This is a genomic window from Priestia sp. JSM ZJ58, assembly GCF_044383985.1.
GTDB classification, from domain to species: Bacteria; Bacillota; Bacilli; order Bacillales; family Bacillaceae_H; genus Priestia; species Priestia zanthoxyli.
In genome coordinates this window covers 94,676-110,756 of the sequence record NZ_JBISEM010000005.1, presented here as the reverse complement: position 1 = coordinate 110,756, position 16,081 = coordinate 94,676, and the positions used below count along the sequence as shown (strand labels likewise).

At 36.4% G+C, this 16,081-nt stretch carries 20 protein-coding genes and 2 riboswitches; of the genes, 13 read left to right on the top strand and 7 right to left on the bottom strand.

Annotated features, from left to right (window positions below; all coding sequences use genetic code 11):
• The first annotated feature begins 67 nt into the window (after positions 1-67).
• Positions 68-112, top strand: a riboswitch (PreQ1 riboswitch).
• A 9-nt stretch (positions 113-121) separates the two neighbouring features.
• From ACH6EI_RS25430 to ACH6EI_RS25415, 4 genes are all read left to right on the top strand, one after another.
• Entirely contained in the window at positions 122-610 is a 489-nt protein-coding gene (locus ACH6EI_RS25430; protein ID WP_028414342.1) for a QueT transporter family protein, read from the top strand.
• Between the two features lie 435 nt (positions 611-1,045).
• A complete protein-coding gene (locus tag ACH6EI_RS25425) occupies positions 1,046-1,495 on the top strand; it encodes a hypothetical protein (protein ID WP_028414341.1) in 450 nt (149 codons plus the stop codon).
• Positions 1,496-1,564: 69 nt separating this feature from the next.
• Positions 1,565-1,810, top strand: coding sequence for a hypothetical protein (locus tag ACH6EI_RS25420; protein WP_028414340.1), 246 nt, complete (start codon positions 1,565-1,567; stop codon positions 1,808-1,810).
• 27 nt (positions 1,811-1,837) lie between these two features.
• Positions 1,838-2,185: a hypothetical protein gene (locus tag ACH6EI_RS25415; protein ID WP_099330600.1), complete on the top strand. Its 348-nt coding sequence runs from the start codon at positions 1,838-1,840 to the stop codon at positions 2,183-2,185.
• Between the two features lie 56 nt (positions 2,186-2,241).
• Here the strand turns inward: ACH6EI_RS25415 and ACH6EI_RS25410 are convergent, their stop codons facing one another.
• Positions 2,242-2,775 (bottom strand): MFS transporter, encoded by a 534-nt coding sequence (locus ACH6EI_RS25410; RefSeq protein WP_223546309.1) that lies wholly within the window; start codon positions 2,773-2,775, stop codon positions 2,242-2,244.
• Between the two features lie 276 nt (positions 2,776-3,051).
• Between ACH6EI_RS25410 and rluF the strand changes: the two genes are divergently transcribed.
• Positions 3,052-3,768: a 23S rRNA pseudouridine(2604) synthase RluF gene (rluF, locus tag ACH6EI_RS25405; RefSeq protein ID WP_014461744.1), complete on the top strand. Its 717-nt coding sequence runs from the start codon at positions 3,052-3,054 to the stop codon at positions 3,766-3,768.
• A 37-nt stretch (positions 3,769-3,805) separates the two neighbouring features.
• On the opposite strand, the gene ACH6EI_RS25400 is transcribed toward rluF, so the two are convergent.
• Entirely contained in the window at positions 3,806-4,759 is a 954-nt protein-coding gene (locus ACH6EI_RS25400) for a TRM11 family SAM-dependent methyltransferase (protein ID WP_099330601.1), read from the bottom strand.
• A gap of 260 nt (positions 4,760-5,019) precedes the next feature.
• On the opposite strand from ACH6EI_RS25400, the gene ACH6EI_RS25395 reads away from it, so the two are divergent.
• The 5 genes from ACH6EI_RS25395 (at position 5,020) to ACH6EI_RS25375 (ending at position 9,574) form a co-directional block, all read left to right on the top strand.
• Entirely contained in the window at positions 5,020-5,178 is a 159-nt protein-coding gene (locus ACH6EI_RS25395) for a hypothetical protein (RefSeq protein ID WP_165635927.1), read from the top strand.
• 167 nt (positions 5,179-5,345) lie between these two features.
• On the top strand, positions 5,346-5,735 hold the full coding sequence (locus ACH6EI_RS25390) for a tautomerase family protein (RefSeq protein ID WP_028414336.1): 390 nt from the start codon (positions 5,346-5,348) through the stop codon (positions 5,733-5,735).
• Between the two features lie 359 nt (positions 5,736-6,094).
• A complete protein-coding gene (ftsZ, locus tag ACH6EI_RS25385) occupies positions 6,095-7,099 on the top strand; it encodes a cell division protein FtsZ (RefSeq protein WP_099330602.1) in 1,005 nt (334 codons plus the stop codon).
• A 2-nt stretch (positions 7,100-7,101) separates the two neighbouring features.
• Positions 7,102-7,292, top strand: a riboswitch (cobalamin riboswitch).
• A 143-nt stretch (positions 7,293-7,435) separates the two neighbouring features.
• Positions 7,436-8,977, top strand: a complete 1,542-nt coding sequence (nikA, locus tag ACH6EI_RS25380) for a nickel ABC transporter substrate-binding protein (RefSeq protein WP_028414334.1) — start codon at positions 7,436-7,438, stop codon at positions 8,975-8,977.
• Between the two features lie 69 nt (positions 8,978-9,046).
• The gene (locus ACH6EI_RS25375; protein ID WP_108674379.1) at positions 9,047-9,574 is read left to right on the top strand and encodes a GNAT family N-acetyltransferase; all 528 of its coding nucleotides are present in this window, start codon (positions 9,047-9,049) and stop codon (positions 9,572-9,574) included.
• A 575-nt stretch (positions 9,575-10,149) separates the two neighbouring features.
• Here the strand turns inward: ACH6EI_RS25375 and ACH6EI_RS25370 are convergent.
• The gene (locus ACH6EI_RS25370; RefSeq protein WP_028414332.1) at positions 10,150-10,593 is read right to left on the bottom strand and encodes a YfmQ family protein; all 444 of its coding nucleotides are present in this window, start codon (positions 10,591-10,593) and stop codon (positions 10,150-10,152) included.
• 187 nt (positions 10,594-10,780) lie between these two features.
• Between ACH6EI_RS25370 and ACH6EI_RS25365 the strand changes: the two genes are divergently transcribed.
• Complete coding sequence (locus ACH6EI_RS25365) at positions 10,781-10,918, top strand: lmo0937 family membrane protein (protein ID WP_013055244.1); 138 nt, start codon at positions 10,781-10,783, stop codon at positions 10,916-10,918.
• Between the two features lie 32 nt (positions 10,919-10,950).
• Here the strand turns inward: ACH6EI_RS25365 and ACH6EI_RS25360 are convergent, their stop codons facing one another.
• A complete protein-coding gene (locus ACH6EI_RS25360) occupies positions 10,951-11,721 on the bottom strand; it encodes a TatD family hydrolase (protein ID WP_028414331.1) in 771 nt (256 codons plus the stop codon).
• 62 nt (positions 11,722-11,783) lie between these two features.
• Positions 11,784-12,704 (bottom strand): EamA family transporter RarD, encoded by a 921-nt coding sequence (rarD, locus tag ACH6EI_RS25355; protein WP_028414330.1) that lies wholly within the window; start codon positions 12,702-12,704, stop codon positions 11,784-11,786.
• A gap of 335 nt (positions 12,705-13,039) precedes the next feature.
• Between rarD and ACH6EI_RS25350 the strand changes: the two genes are divergently transcribed.
• Positions 13,040-13,435: an SET domain-containing protein gene (locus tag ACH6EI_RS25350; RefSeq protein ID WP_028414329.1), complete on the top strand. Its 396-nt coding sequence runs from the start codon at positions 13,040-13,042 to the stop codon at positions 13,433-13,435.
• Between the two features lie 35 nt (positions 13,436-13,470).
• On the opposite strand, the gene ACH6EI_RS25345 is transcribed toward ACH6EI_RS25350, so the two are convergent.
• A complete protein-coding gene (locus ACH6EI_RS25345) occupies positions 13,471-14,613 on the bottom strand; it encodes an AI-2E family transporter (RefSeq protein WP_013081622.1) in 1,143 nt (380 codons plus the stop codon).
• Positions 14,614-14,740: 127 nt separating this feature from the next.
• Between ACH6EI_RS25345 and ACH6EI_RS25340 the strand changes: the two genes are divergently transcribed.
• Positions 14,741-15,010: a hypothetical protein gene (locus tag ACH6EI_RS25340; RefSeq protein ID WP_028414328.1), complete on the top strand. Its 270-nt coding sequence runs from the start codon at positions 14,741-14,743 to the stop codon at positions 15,008-15,010.
• Positions 15,011-15,350: 340 nt separating this feature from the next.
• Here ACH6EI_RS25340 and ACH6EI_RS25335 read toward each other — a convergent pair whose 3' ends face one another.
• Complete coding sequence (locus ACH6EI_RS25335; RefSeq protein WP_028414327.1) at positions 15,351-15,881, bottom strand: IseA DL-endopeptidase inhibitor family protein; 531 nt, start codon at positions 15,879-15,881, stop codon at positions 15,351-15,353.
• Positions 15,882-16,081 lie beyond the last annotated feature (200 nt).

Sequence of the window (16,081 nt, the reverse complement as noted above, 5' to 3'; positions counted from 1 at the left end):
AAAGCAGCAGTAGTTTGCAAACAGCTAGATTGACGAAAGCTTAAGCTTGCTGTATGATTCTTTGAGTGTTTACGTGGTTCGTAACCATCCCACGTTAAAAAACTAAGGAGAGAATAGTAAGATGAATATAAGAACACTTTGCGTCAACGGTCTTTTAGCAGCTATGTATATTGCTGTTAGCATGTTAATTCAGCCGTTTGGCTTCACCAATATCCAATTTCGTATATCAGAAATGTTCAATCATTTGATTGTATTTAATAAAAAGTACGTGTACGGCATTGTACTAGGGGTATTTCTGACGAATTTGTTTTTTTCACCAATGGTCGCTTATGATCTGGTGTTTGGGGTAGGACAATCTGTACTATCATTACTCATTACCATTTTTTCTATGCGCTACATTAAAAATATGTGGGCTCGTATGCTTATTAATACACTTGTGTTTACGTTTACGATGTTTATTATTGCGTTTGAACTGCACCTAGCATTTGATTTACCATTTTTCTTTACATGGTTAACAACAGCTGTTGGTGAGTTTGTGGTTATGCTTGTTGGAGCACCAATTATGGCGGCCATTAATAAACGTGTACAATTTAATAAGCTAGTTGGATAAAAAGATGCGGCTGTGATAAATCTCACAGCCGCATCTTTTTTTCTTTGTTATTCTATAAGTGTAGTGATAAACCCCTTATTATTGAAGAGCTTTTCACGCATGGACAAATTACCCATATCTAGCATGTGAAAAGAGCAGGTCGCTATTGCGTTCTGCTCTTTTTGCGTAACGCAATAGCGAGTATTCAATTAGATTATTTTGAAAGAAGACGTGACAAATCTCACAGCGCGTTCTTTTTTCTTTTGTTACGATATACATATAGTTGGCAAACTCCTTATCGAAAAGTTTTTCGCACAACAACACATTACCTATGCGTAGCAATTAAAAAAGCAGACCGACAAGGTTTGCTTTTTTAATTGTGTATTTTTACCATTAAATAACTTTTTTGAGTTATAATTGTAAAATAATCTTTGTTACGAGAGAGGGGATTATTTTTTGAATAGAAAGTTAGGAATTCTTGTTTTATTAGTGTTAGCTATCTTATTTGCCGGGTGTTCAAAAGAAGAAGACAACGTTCCTTTAAGAGAACTAGAAAAAATCCATATTAACGTCATCAAAGAACAAAAGATGAAGCAAGGGATTTCGTATGAATTGGAATTCGTAAACAAGAGCGATTTGACCATCAAACAAAACGACGTATTTTTATCGTATCCACTAAAAATAAAAAACGGTTATTCTGAAAATAAATTTAAGGTGTTAGCAGAAGGCAATAAGTTAAATATTAAGCCAAAACAAAAGGTAAAGTTGACTGCATTTCTTCCTTATAAAGGAATTAATAAAGAAGCGTTAGCTATTGATGAGCCTGACGTAAAGTGCATAGGATATTGGAATAAGATCGATGACTACCATCAATTTTCTTTTGGAGGATCTTTGAAGCGAGAATAATACATGGATTTGTTAAATGATGGAACTTATGAAGCGTGAAATCGTATATAAATCAAGGGAGAGATTTTATTGAAGAGATATGGACTATTTATCATTAGTTTCATCGTTTTCTTGGGTAGCTTTCAACTGCTATCAGGAATGATTCTTACGCTCTTATATGTTCCAGAAAGTTCGACTATGTGGAGCTCAATCGAAGGATTATCAAGTAAAGTAACGTTTGGCAGTTATTCTGGTAGCTTTGCTTTTATGATTCCCGCTGTAGCAGCTACAGCCGCTTTTTTTATCTCTAAAAAATGGGTTAGGAAAAGTGTATAAGAAACTAATAGCGGTGGTGAATAAACAGTGAATGTAGACACGGATAGATTAGTTAGCTTCTTTATTTTATGGGGAACACCCGCTGCTTTTAGTATAATAGAGTACTTTAAACTGAGTAAGACTGAAAAACAAGAAGCTATACGAGACTTAACATCATTAAAATCGATTATAACAACAGGCTTTATATTGATTGGGGGAGTGATGGCGAGTTTAGGTAGAGTATTATCGCTGCTGCCTCTCCACATTATAGGCACTTTTATTTTAGTCATTGGTGGTATCGCGGGCGCTATTGAAGCATGGAAAACAGAAAAAAAGAGAGGTATTATTATCCTTGTTTTCATAGTATCTATGATTGCTTTTACATTTGTAATATAAATTCTGCATGTAACAAGAGCTGCTCAAACCATGAGCAGCTCTTGTTAGTTTCTCACTTATTGCGTTTCAAGCTGCTGATCTTTTTTCTTTAATGTAAGAGCGAGCAGGAACGAAATGATAGCGAAAGCGATGGCTACATAATAGACGGTATGAACTCCGCTTGTCATACTTTTTATTTGTAACAGCGTTTTATTCGTTTCATTTGATTGTTGAATAAAGTGCTGAGAAGCCATAGTCATAATACTTGTATACAAAGCGGGTCCAATTGCGCCTGAAACTTGGTTAATCGTATTTGAAATGGCTGAACCGTGAGCGTGAAGCGGTTTAGGTACTTGATTTAAAGCAAGCGTCATTACGGGTCCTATGCTTAAACCTACGCCAATTGTAAAGGCAGCGTATAAAATAGCTGCGGTCATCGTGGTTGTTTCTCTTGAAATGGTAGTGAACAAACTTAAAATAAACGTTAACAGAATTAAACTTGTTAAAAGCAGCGGTTTAAATCCAATTTTATCAAACAAACTTCCTCCGACCATAGCTGTTAGAGCCAGCGTTACTCCTCCTGGAAGCATAAGAAAACCTGATGGTAGCAACTCTATACTGATCAGTCAATCCAGACGTTTAGGTCTTGTATAGGAGTGAAGATTGACGTTGGTTTGACAGGTGTAAGCATTGCTTGAAATGTTAAGAATAAGTTTACAAAGTATTTTGAGGCTATCCTTTTATTTCTGTTAAAAAAATATAGTCAAGTAATGAAATTAAAAGAAGACGAGAAGCGTATAGCATGTTACGATAGGGACGGTATAGAAATTGACACATATCGGTTTCTAATAGAAGAGACAAATTTTAAAATTTTTAAATGTAAGGTTGTGATTCACCTGAGACTGAATAAATTTATTAGTGAATCTGGCAAAGCGTCAAGACGCGGGGCAGATAAGTTAATTAGTGAAGGAAGAGTAACCGTTAATGGAAAGGTTGCAAAAATCGGAGATCAAGTTAAGCCTGGCGATGATATTCGAGTAAGCGGCCAACAGCTTCGGATTGCTCGAAATAATGTATATATTGCACTTAATAAACCAGTCGGCATTACAAGTACGAGTGAGAAAAAAGTAAAGGGAAACATCATTGACTTAGTCAATCACCCTTTGCGTATTCATCATGTCGGACGACTAGATAAGGATTCAGACGGCTTAATTTTACTTACAAATGACGGCGATATTATTAACGAAATTTTACGTGCAGAAAACAAGCATGAAAAAGAATATATTGTTGCAGTAGATAAGCCGATTACACCCGAGTTTATCAAAAACATGTCTGAGGGAGTAAAAATTTTAGGTACAAAAACGCTTCCTTGTAAAGTGACACAGCTGTCTAAGTACGAGTTTCAAATTATTTTAACACAGGGCTTAAATCGTCAAATTCGCCGTATGTGTGAAGTGCTCGGATATGAAGTATACCGACTTCAGCGTACGCGTATTATGAATATTCACTTAAACAACTTGCCTGTTGGGCAATGGAGAGATTTAACGAAAAAAGAGCGTACGCAGCTATTCAAAGAATTAGACTATGAACCTAAAGAGTGGTAAATCAAAAGACACCAGCCTGTTAGACTGGTGTCTTTTTTTATTCGCATACAACTACTTGTCTAGAAAATACGCTTTTGCGCGCTACGCAGCGATCTGAAATAGAAAAGCCAGCTTCATGAATCATATGGTCAATCGTGTCTACTGTAATTACGACTACTTTATCCGCAAAGCGGCGAGCGTGTTTTAAAATAGAAAGCTGATCTTCAGGCGTCGCGTGGGTGTAGAGATTGTAAGGCATGTCGATGATCGCTACGTCATAGTGAGTGGTAACATCCGAAATCGGTCCGGTTTTGACATCACCCTTTAAGCCGAAATGCGCAATATTTTCACGAGATCCGTCGGTCACAAGTGGGTTGATATCGCGTCCTACAATATCAATGCCCATTGAAAGAGCTTCTACGAGGACTGTACCAATACCACAGCATGGATCAATCGCTTTGATTCCTTCAGGCTTTGGAACGGCAATGTTAGCTACAGCTCTTGCAAGGCGGGTACTGAGTGCCGTAGAGTATTCACGCGGTTTCTTCAAATGATGCAGCCATACAGCTTCGCTTTTTTGATATTTTCCAAAATACCAGCGTCCTCCAAATGGAACAATTCCAAACAAATGGTCAGGGTTATGCAAGTCTGCTTCTGCTACAAAATGCCAACCCACATCACGTTCAATCGCACGCTGACCTTTATAGCTTATTTTTTGATCTTTTTCTAAGTCATTAATTTTCATAAAAATGAGTTTAAATGTTTGATCTCCAAGGTCAATATCTTCTACTTGTTTGCAAATATCTGCAAGGTCATCTGATTCATACATAATATCTAATCGCTCTTTGATAAAAGGGCTTCTGCTTGGATCAAGTTTAACGGCGCTTTTTATGATAGGTTTCTCAGTTTCAATTTCAAAAAGAGAGCGTCTCTCTAATTGACATAGTGAGAGTTCCTCTTCGCTGCATGCGTATGTGTAGATATACTGAGGCAGCTGCGTATGGTTATTCAATATCGTATCATCCTTTATCGTATCTAATTATCCTTCTTCTCAAACAATAGCGAGAAAAGAAGAGAAAAGCAACGAATTTAAATATATTTGGCTGTGAATACTAAATTGAAGCGCTACATAGTCCACTTATTTGACAAAACATGCTAAAATAACTGATGATAACCTGCATGTGCTGCTGTTTATACAAAAGAACTGGATCAAGGTTTCTCAAAAATCATTTATACACTGCTGACATTTTGATGAATAGGAGAGGCTACGTGATGTCTAAAAGTGATCATGAAAAGCAACAGATGAGTCGGGCTGATATGAAAAAACAAGCTAAAACATCCTCGCAAAACCTTGTGATGAACGTACTCATTGCCATTGTATCTGCATGTATTTTAGCTCTTATTATAAATATTTTTGTACTAATGAAATGAGCCGTTATGCTGCTCATTTCTTTTTATTAGGTTCAGCTTTTATTGAAGAGTTTGAGGTCTCTTTCACTAGAGAGCACATTGTGAATAGCGTATCTTTTTTTTACAAATGATAGTTGTGATATGATAAAGCAATAATACATTAGACAAAAAGCTGGAGGTTACTTAGTATGCCATTACTTAGATTTGATGTAATAGAAGGAAGAGACGAAAAAGAGTTAAAAACATTACTAGACGCTACTCATCGAGCGATGCTAGAAGCCTTTGGCGTCCCAGAACGCGATCGTTATCAAATTGTACATCAGCATCCTGCTCATGAAATGATTATTGAAGATACAGGTCTTGGCTTTGAGAGAAGCAAGGATTTGGTTATTATAAGTGTGACGAGCAAACAGCGAACAGAAGAGCAAAAACAAGCTCTTTACAAATTAATTGTAAAAGAGCTGGGAGAAAGCTGCGGAATTCAGCCAAGCGACATTATGATTTCAATTGTTGAAAACGGTAATGCTGACTGGAGCTTTGGTATGGGAGAAGCTCAATTCTTAACTGGGAAATTATAAAATGGTTTATTATCTAGAGAAGCCCTTATTTCTAAGGGCTTTTTCTCATTTTGTCTATAAAAATATTATTCTCTTAGTCACATCTTACTCAAAATTAAATACAGACATCTGTCAAATGAATGATACAATAAGCTTATATACCGTTTTGAGTGGGAAAACCAAAAAAGAGTTCGGCGTACTAACTTCGGAACAACAATAATTTTACATAAAGATGTAAAGATTTAAAGGTTAAAAGAGAAATGTATAAAATCTGTAAAACAAAAGAACAGTTACGCGTTAAACATAGGAGTAAAAGGTTCTTCACGTGTTTTTTCGGATAATAAGAGAAAGTAATTTTGATCATTGAGGAGGAACTTAGAATGTTTGGATTTGATGGAGATGTATCGCCATTAGTGCGAATTAAAGTAATTGGAGTCGGCGGTGGAGGAAATAACACCGTTAACCGTATGATTGAACATGGTGTACAAGGGGTAGAATTTATCGCCGTTAATACGGATGCTCAGGCGCTTAATTTATCTAAAGCAGATGTGAAAATGCAGATTGGTGCGGCATTAACGCGAGGATTAGGTGCAGGAGCTAATCCAGAAGTAGGAAGAGAAGCTGCAGAAGAAAGCAGAGAGCAAATTCAAGAAGTACTGCAAGGCGCAGATATGGTATTCGTAACAGCTGGCATGGGGGGAGGCACTGGTACTGGAGCAGCTCCGGTTATTGCCCAAATTGCCCGTGAACTAAATGCTTTAACAATTGGAGTAGTTACTCGTCCTTTCAAGTTTGAAGGAAATAAACGTACCAAGCAAGCAGTAGGCGGTATTACTGCGATGAATGAATCGGTAGATACCCTTATTGTCATTCCAAACGACCGTTTGCTTGAAATCGTTGATAAAAAGACACCTATGCTTGAAGCATTCCGTGAAGCAGATAATGTTCTTCGCCAAGGTATTCAAGGTATTTCAGATTTAATCGCTGTTCCAGGGCTGATTAACCTTGACTTTGCTGATGTAAAAACAATTATGTCTAATCAAGGATTTGCGCTTATGGGTATCGGACGAGCTTCGGGATCAGATCGAGCAATTGAAGCAGCGAAAAAAGCGATTTCTAGTCCGCTGCTAGATGCATCGATTGATGGAGCAAGAGGCGTGCTGCTGAACATTACGAGCGGCAGCAGCCTGAGTCTTTACGAAGTACAGGAAGCAGCAGATATTGTCACGTCCGCTTCTGATCAGGACTTAAATATGATTTTTGGATCTGTGATTAATGAAGATTTAAAGGACGAAATGATGGTAACCGTTATTGCCACTGGATTTGATGATAAAGATATTTCACCATCAGCTTCCACTTCTAGAGTTTCAAGAGCACGCTACTAAATTAAATAACCAGCTTTTATGGTGGCAATTGTTTTTCAATTGCCTTAAAAGGGAATCCGGTGAAAATCCGGAGCGGTCCCGCCACTGTAACAAGGAGCCTTATGTCAAAAAGCCACTGTCTATTTAGAGACGGGAAGGCGGTATAAGGCAGTGACTTGAAGCCAGGAGACCTGCCATAAATCGCAGCACACAATAACCTACGAGGATAGGGAGGTGTTTTGGCAGAATCAAAAATACGATAAACAAGGGATACGTTTATCTGAATTTGTTGTGAAGGCAAGCACTTCTTTTTAGAAGTGCTTTTTTTGTGTATTAAAATAGAAGGTGGAAAAATGAATGATAAATAATAAAAAACTTGTATCTATGATATTTCTCATGTTACTTTGCCTCACTGCTTGCGCTCCTAATGAAGAGAGCGTAAGTATAAAAGAAAGAAAGAAAACGGATAAAAGTGTGACGTTTTTATTTAATTTTACATCTGCAACGCTTGATCCTCATACGGACGATAATTATACAGCAGTTCGTGGGGGAGTAGGGGAGACGCTTGTTAAAATCAACGACGATTTAAAAATAAAGCCTTGGCTTGCTGAAAAGTGGGAAACGAAAGATAACGGCCTTACATGGACATTTATGATAAGAAAGAACATCACGTTTCAAAACGGAAAAGCGCTGGATGCAAATGCCGTTAAGTCTTCTCTTCAAAGAACGATAGACCAAAGTTATGCGATGAAAAACGCTTTAAATATTAAAGAAATGAAAGCGAACAGTCATGCGCTGACAATTACATTAAAAGAACCAATGCCTAAATTTCCTTCTGAATTAGTGCATCCAAATACAGCTATTATAGATGTTAATGCTTCTAATATAGCTAAGAAGCCCATTGGTACGGGTCCATTTCGCGTCTTGTCTTTTGATCAAGGAAATCAAGTAAAATTAGAAAGATATGAAAATTATTGGGGTGGAAAAGTGAAATTGAAAAGTGCGATCTTTGGATTTAACGAAGATGCTAATGCGCGAGTTGCTGCTCTTCAATCTGGAACAGCCGATATTATTTATCGCCCGCCTTTAGAAAGCTTGGGCACTTTACAAACAGATCCGTCTTTTAAAGTAAGTGGAGTACCTAGTGTGCGCACCCATTTATTGCTTTACAATCAAACTAATGACGCATTAAAAGACGAAAATGTAAGAAAAGCTATCGATACCTTATTGAACCGAAAAGAAATTGTTAGCAGCATCATGAACAATCAAGCGGCAGCGGCTCGAGGTCCATTTTTACCCCAATTTCCTTTTGCTGATAGTACTGCTAATGAGCAAAGAGGTATGACATCTGCTAAAAAATATTTAGAGAAAGCAGGCTATCAAATCAAAAATGACAAAGCAATCAAAAATGGAAAGCCACTATCGCTCTCTCTTGTCACATATAGTTCTTTGCCAGAACTGCCTTTAATTGCTCAGCTTATACAGTCTAATGCCAAAGAGTTAGGAATTACTATTAAGATTCACCTAGTTGAAGATAGCGATGAATATGTAATGGCAAAAGATGATTGGGATTTAGCATTGTACAGCCTTATCACAGCACCTAGAGGAGATGCCAGCTATTATTTAAGTACGAACTATTTGCCCGGCGGTGGTTTAAATGCCAGCCGGATTAATGATGATACGCTAACAAAAATGATAGAACAGTTAAATTCAACAGTAGATGACGCAAAACGAGATCAGTTAGCCAAACAAGCAACCGCTTTGATTAATAGAAAAATGCTGACGTCATCGATTGTACATCCAAACATTGTTGTTGCTTATAATCAAAAAGTGAAAAACTGGACAACAAATCCAAGCGAGTATTATATGCTGACTCAGCATTTAGACGTAACGCCGTAGTTAACATTGCAGCATAAGCAGAGAAAAGAAAAAGTATACAATGATCGCTAAAAGGATGTGACAGTAAACGTGCATGAAGTACAAATGTATCAAATTAAAGAAGTAAAAGAAAAGGATGCTGAAGTGATTCAGTTTGTCATGAATATGCGGAATGAGCTATTTCCTATGCTGGAAAAAAATCGGCTTCCTGTGGATTTGCTTCATTTTAATGAACATTACGTTCAAGCGAAAGACGCTGCTTTTTTTGCAGCTGTTACGGAAAATCAACAAGTAATTGGAACCATTGGTTTATACGCTTACGATGGACGGTTTCATGCATTAAAAGAGCGATATGAACATAGAACTGCAGCTGAGATTGTAAAATGCTATGTCGATCCAGCGTACCGGCGTCTAGGCATTGGACAGCAGCTGTTAAAAGCAGTTGAACAATTTGCCCAAAGTCATTTTTATGACACGCTGTATCTGCATACTCATCCTTTTTTACCTGGCGCTATTCCTTTTTGGGCTTCACAAGGCTTTATCAAAAGGCTAGCTGAACAGGATGAACCATGGAATACGCTGCACATGGACAGAAAAATACAACGAGTCGTAACGTAACGAGATCATACAGTAATTACCATGGAATCTGTATATGGGCTCATGCTATAATGAACGTAACTTACATTTATAGCCTGTAGGGCAAGTCCTTACAGAAAAGAACCACGTTTCGAATTGGCTGAAACGTGGTTCTTTTCTGTAAAAAACAAGTAACAAAATATTTTTAAAAATATATATGAAATCGCTTTCAAAATAATGAAATATATTATATAATTACTAGTGTTGTGTTGTACTTTGTTAGTGTTAAATCAATATCCTACATGTGTGAGCCGATTGCCTTATGGTAGTCGGCTTCCTTTTTTTATAGTAGGAGTCTAAAGGGAAACAGCGTTCGTTAAAATGGCTGTAATTGTCATGATAATAGTTGTCCCAAAGGCCCACTTGAAAAGAAAGAAAAGTAGCAATCATGCCAAACCCTAACAAAGAAAGCATTATCCATCACCTCTTAAAAAAGTTAGAAAATTCTATTAATTTATGTTATAGCATTAGATTTAATGTTAAAGTTTGGTATTTTTAAGTAAGGTAACTTCAAACTAAAACTAAAAACTAAAAAAGCCGCCTTGTAGGCGACTGGTTTAAGCTAGGTCAGCTGTTATGGACTGCTTTTGAAGGTGATCAGACAGCAGGCTGTAGGCGATAATCTTCTTTTTGTATTGTTTCACGACGTCGACATGATCATGATAGCTGTATACGCATAGTCGAACATCGTTTTTCCCTTTTTTCGTATCGATAACAAGTGGAGTTTCACTGTCTTCTAGGTGTTTATAATAGTCCTTATTTCCTTCATGGACATAATATTGTTTTAAAAATGTTGCTTTATTAAAATAATCAATCACTTGCATTTTGTCTTTGCCTTCTAAATGTTTCCCATCAACTGTGACAGTAGCGTTTTGATCATCAAGTGTTGGGTGTAATTGAAATTTAGTCATAAGCCATTTGACCACTGGAGTTGGAAGACACGTTATTAATATTTTGAGTGCACTTACAAGAATGATGGAAAGTAATACAATCCATGTCATAGTTAATCATCTCCGCTTAAATTAAATAAGATTACATACTTATTTTACCACAGAGAACATGATTGCTTTTTGTACATTATGTGAATCTTCTTTAGTGAAAAGATGTATATGAAATGCGTTTATTTATGCACATTTAGGGAAATATAAAATTATAACAAATACTACATATAAAAAAGGAGAAAAAATTATGTTGTGGACGATTATTGGACTTTTATTTATTTTTTGGTTATTAGGATTAGTTTTTCATATTGGCGGCGGCATCATTCACATTCTTCTTGTCATTGCAGTGATTGTGCTGATCGTAAAACTTGTGAAACGAATTTAGATATAAAAAGCCTTTCCTTAGGGAAAGGCTTTTTATGTGGAGAGATTATAAAAATGAGCTGTATTTCGATATAAAAAATCATATGTCTCCGTTACAGAAACCCTTTTGAGACGTGCTATTTCCTGAACGGACTGATGCATCATTGATGGAACCGTTGTCTGGTTTTGAAAAGGTCCTTCAAATGGCCACGGACCATCTGTTTCGACCATCAAGTAGTCAAGAGGGTAATCTGTGGCAAGCGCTTGGATTTTAGGTTTATATACAATATCAGGTGTAACGGAAATATAGTAGCCGTTGTTTTTCATTCGTTCAACGGTTTTTTTAGCTCCTTTGAACCAGTGGAAGTGAGCTTTAGGCACAGAATGTTTTTCTAGTAAGTCGCACACGATCTCAGCATCTTCATATACAGCGTGAAGAATTAGCGGTTTCCCCCATTTTTTTGAATGAATAATAAAAGCTTCAAGCAGCTCCAAATAGGGCTCTAGAGAAAGAGTATAGGTCTGACTTAAGTAATAAGGTAGACCAACCTCCCCAACAGCGATCATTTCTTCATTGTTTTGATCAATCCAAGCAAACAGCTCCGCTAATTCATTTGAAGAAGGCAGCATTTGTTCAGGGTGAAATCCGTAGGCAGGTTTCACGCAGGAATATAACTTGCTGATTTTTTGATTAAGTTGGCAAGAGTGTAATGTAGAAGATACAGAAATAAGCGCTTGTAACGAAGGATCCTGCTCAACTATGTCTTTCCAGCTTTTCTGTTCATATTGATCTAGATGAATATGCGAGTCAATAATTCGTTTCATAAATAATGCTCCTCCCAGCCTATTTTGTTTAAAAATAATACGTAAGAGAGTGTATGATTCTGTTAAGCCTCCACTTTATTTCTTATTTGTTTTCTGTTCCCCCATTTAGTAATAGATGAGAACGTATAAACAATAAGAGCTAACCAAATAAAACTAAAAGCAATAACATGAGCTTTTGTTAGCGCTTCATGGTATAGAATGACTCCTGCTAGCAAAGACAAGGTTGGTGAAATATATTGAAGAATACCAAGCATTGATAATGATACTTTTTTAGCACTTTTTGTGAATAATAGGAGTGGTAAAGCTGTAACTACTCCACTGCCCATTAATAAAAGACTTGTTGAAAAAGAATCAAAAAACTGCAAGTGTGATTGAAACGTAAGGTAGCCTATGTATGCTAATGCAATAGGGGAGATGACCATCGTTTCAAGAGTTAATCCAATCGTTGAATCAGCTTTAATCTTTTTCTTTGCCAAACCATATAATCCGAAGGTAACAGCTAAGCTAAGCGAAATCCAAGGAACCACACCATAATGAAGACTAAGCGTTAAGACGCCGATTCCTGCTAGTATAAATGCAAAAATTTGAGCCCCGCTTAATCTCTCTTTTAAGAAAATAACACCTAATAAAACACTTGTTAGGGGATTAATATATTGTCCAAGGCTCGCTTCTACTATTTTTCCATTAATGACAGCCCACATAAAAATGCCCCAATTTGCACTAATAAGTACAGACGCAGTAAAAAGGGACCAGAATAAGGATGGTTTTTTCACTATTTCTTTTATAAACGTAATGTATGTACGCCATTTCTTTGTCATTAATAAAAGAATAAGCATAAAAATAAAAGACCAAAAAACGCGCTGAGCTAAAATCTCACCTGGTGCTACGTGGTGAACCAGCTTCCAATAAATTGGCGTGAGCCCCCACATAAGATAAGAAAGGACCGCATATATCACACCATCTCTGTCGTGATTTAAGTTCATGTGAAACCTTCTTTCTAACATAAGATAAAATCAGTAATAAAAGTCATAGATTAACATAAAAAAGCAGCATAAACGATTATATCACAGAGAAAAACGATTCTTCACATGTTGAATGGCTCAAAAAAGCGCTATGCCCCAGGTCATTGCTTTTCTATGTCTAAAATAAAATCAAATTGCGTGTTTCTAACAAGGTAAGTGCTTACACAAGTGCGTATGATAAGCGTTCCTTCAGCTTATATTCAAGTGGTTATGAAAAACAGTTGATTTCCCCATTATAAACTGTCAAGCTTAGGGAAGAAGAAAATCTTAGAGGAAAGAATATATAGGTGACGAATATGATCGAAATAAAAATGTCTACGATAAGCGACGGAGAATTTAACAGAGGTGTATTTGCTAAGCAAGATATTAAAAAAGGAACGCTTATTCACGAAGCTCCTGTTATCGCTTATCCTAATAAAGAGCATGATTTTATTGAGAAAACAACACTAGCGGATTATGCTTTTGAATATGGAGTGAATCATACGGCTATTCTTTTGGGATACGGTATGCTGTTTAATCACTCGTATACACCCAATGCTACGTATGAAATTAATTTTGACAATCATACCTTTGATTTTTATGCATATACGGATATCCAAGCAGGAGAAGAAATTCTCATCAACTATAATGGAGATGAAGATGATCAAGAGCTCCTTTGGTTTGATCGTGAAGATGAAGAAGAACAAAAGTAAAAAGTTAAGCCCATCGAAAATCGATGGGCTTTTTATTATGCTTTTTTATCTGGATACATAGTAGAGTTCAAACGGATGAATTGGTAAATATGCGTAATAATAACTTTTAAAACGGCATATCCAGGAACGGCTAAAATAATACCGATGATTCCGAATAAGTTTCCGGCGGTTAGAATGACAAAAATGACCGTAATCGGGTGAATATCCAGGCTTCTTCCCATAATTTGCGGAGAGATTACTTTGCCTTCAAGCAATTGAACAACTGCCCAGACAATGGCCAGTTTTACAAGCATGAAAGGAGACGTAATAAACGCAATAATAATGGCTGGAATAATGGCGATAATAGGACCAAGGTAAGGGACAACATTGGTTACCATGGCGATAATCGCTAGAAGTAATGCATAATCTAACCCAATAATCAGATAGCCAATGAAAAGCAGTACACCTATACAAATCGCAACAAAAATTTGCCCGCGAATATATGCGCTTAATGCGTGGTTCATGTCGGCTAAAATGAATTTAGCTTCAGAACGAGAGCGGTTTGGAAGCAGTTTTACAATGTAATTAGGTAAGTTTTTCCCATCTTTTAATAAGTAGAAAAGAATAAAGGGTAAAACGGCAACCGATAATATAATTTCTGTAATGGTGCCGACAAAGTTCACAATACCGCTTGAAAATCCAGAAACATATTTGCTCAAGTGTTTTGATGCATCTTTTGAAATCTTATCTAGGTCCGTGTTAGCCGACTGAAGACCCTGTTCGACATATCGGTTATTCGAAAGGTTCGTCACCGCATGCTGAACGTCATGCGTCAGCTCTGGGATATTATCAATAAGACGGTCAACTTGATTTTTTAGAGGCGGAATAACCGATGAAATAATAATGGCTAATGCGCCGATAATCACTATGTATAAAACAAGAATGGAAATAATTCGTTTTACACCTTTTCGTTCTAAAAAGTCAACAAGCGGATTAAATAAATAAAAGCAAATTCCTGCTAAGATAATCGGCAGTGCGATTGTTTTAATAAAAATAGAGATAGGAATTAAAATAAATCCGATTTTTGATAACGAAAAAATAGTCATGCTGAGAATAAAAATAATAATTGTATATACAACAAATTTATTATTTAAGATTTTTTCTCGGAAAAAAGTTCCTTTCTGAGGTCTAGGTTCCAAGCTGTTCAACTCCTTTAAAAAGTAAATGTATAGTTATCATACCCTGATTTAGACTAATTTAAGAGGGTTTTTTACAAAGAAGTGTGCATACTAGTAGAAAATCTTCTAGAAAGAAGGGGTGAAATCATTGAAAGAAGACAAACAGCCCTCGTATCGTGATTTCTCTACAGTAGAAAAAAGCCACGAGTATATAACCGCTGAAGAATTTCCAGACGGTCCCTTCGGCTCTCCGGTTAATCAAAAACTGGGGAAATCTACTTCATGGGAAGAAGGGCAGCGAACGTATAGCGCATTTAATTATGAAAACAAAAACCTTCATGAAAAAGCTCAAAGGTTATTCCCAGGGGCGCACCCTGTACATGATAACCCAAAGGAACATGAACAAAATCCAAGCTAATGTTTTTATTTTTAATGGGAAATGAAGAGCGCTTCTTTCTTGCTTGCATTGATATATGTATAGAATAATGTCTGCCAACTGCGATATCAAAAAGTCTTTGATATGTTTAGTATATGTCGATTTATCTTTTTGTTAAATCATGTTGACAACAAGCAATTTAGCCTGTAATATAAAACGTAACTTATCACTGTTTCTACAGGATTCGACAAAATTTGATTTACTTAAACTTGTGATCTCAACTTCTATTTACAGCTATTAGAGCGCTGTAAGTAGAAGTTTTATTTATGTTATCGATCAAAAAGAAAAAAGCAGGTCTGCTCAAGCAGACCTGCTTTTTTTATTATTGAACAGCGTCAAATTTATTTACTTTCCACTGAGAATTAGATTTATAGAATGTGACAGTTCGTTTTACACTGCCGCCATCTACAGTTGGAACTGTGAATTCATAAGAGCGAACTGTTGCTGTTTGATACACAAGCTTTGTTTTTGCTTTTGACCACTCTAACATGCTGAATCCGTCGCCGATTGGATGTGCAAGTTTGCCGTTATATGTGATATAGCCGTAATTTGTTAATCCTTTTTCTACTGCACTATTTGTAAATGTCTCAGATAAGTAGCTTGATAGCTCAGCTTTTGTATCAAATTCAGGGCAAAGGTACACGTACTCAGTTCCTTTATATTCAAATGTACGTTCTGTACATGGTTTGTTTTTATAACCGTGCAGAGCACTCCAGAAATGATTGCTGGCACTAGCTGCAATTTTGACAGCATTTGCATCCGTTAGTGTTGGAGATGTTGTTTGTGCTGTAACTCCAGTGCTTAGTGTAAAGAAAATAGCGATTGATGATAAAACTAGTCCAATTTTTTTCATTTCTAACTCACTCCTAATTAATTAACCTTATTTATGTAACGATTATGTGTTTTATATTTCTTTTGTTACATTTATATTACAATAAATCTGTAATAAAAGAAAGTGTTTTGTCTTTTTTTCTTAAATTTTTTTAGATTTTTACTAGTTTCTGAAGTAGATATAGTAAATAAATTGCGGATAAATGTTGATTTATCAGGATT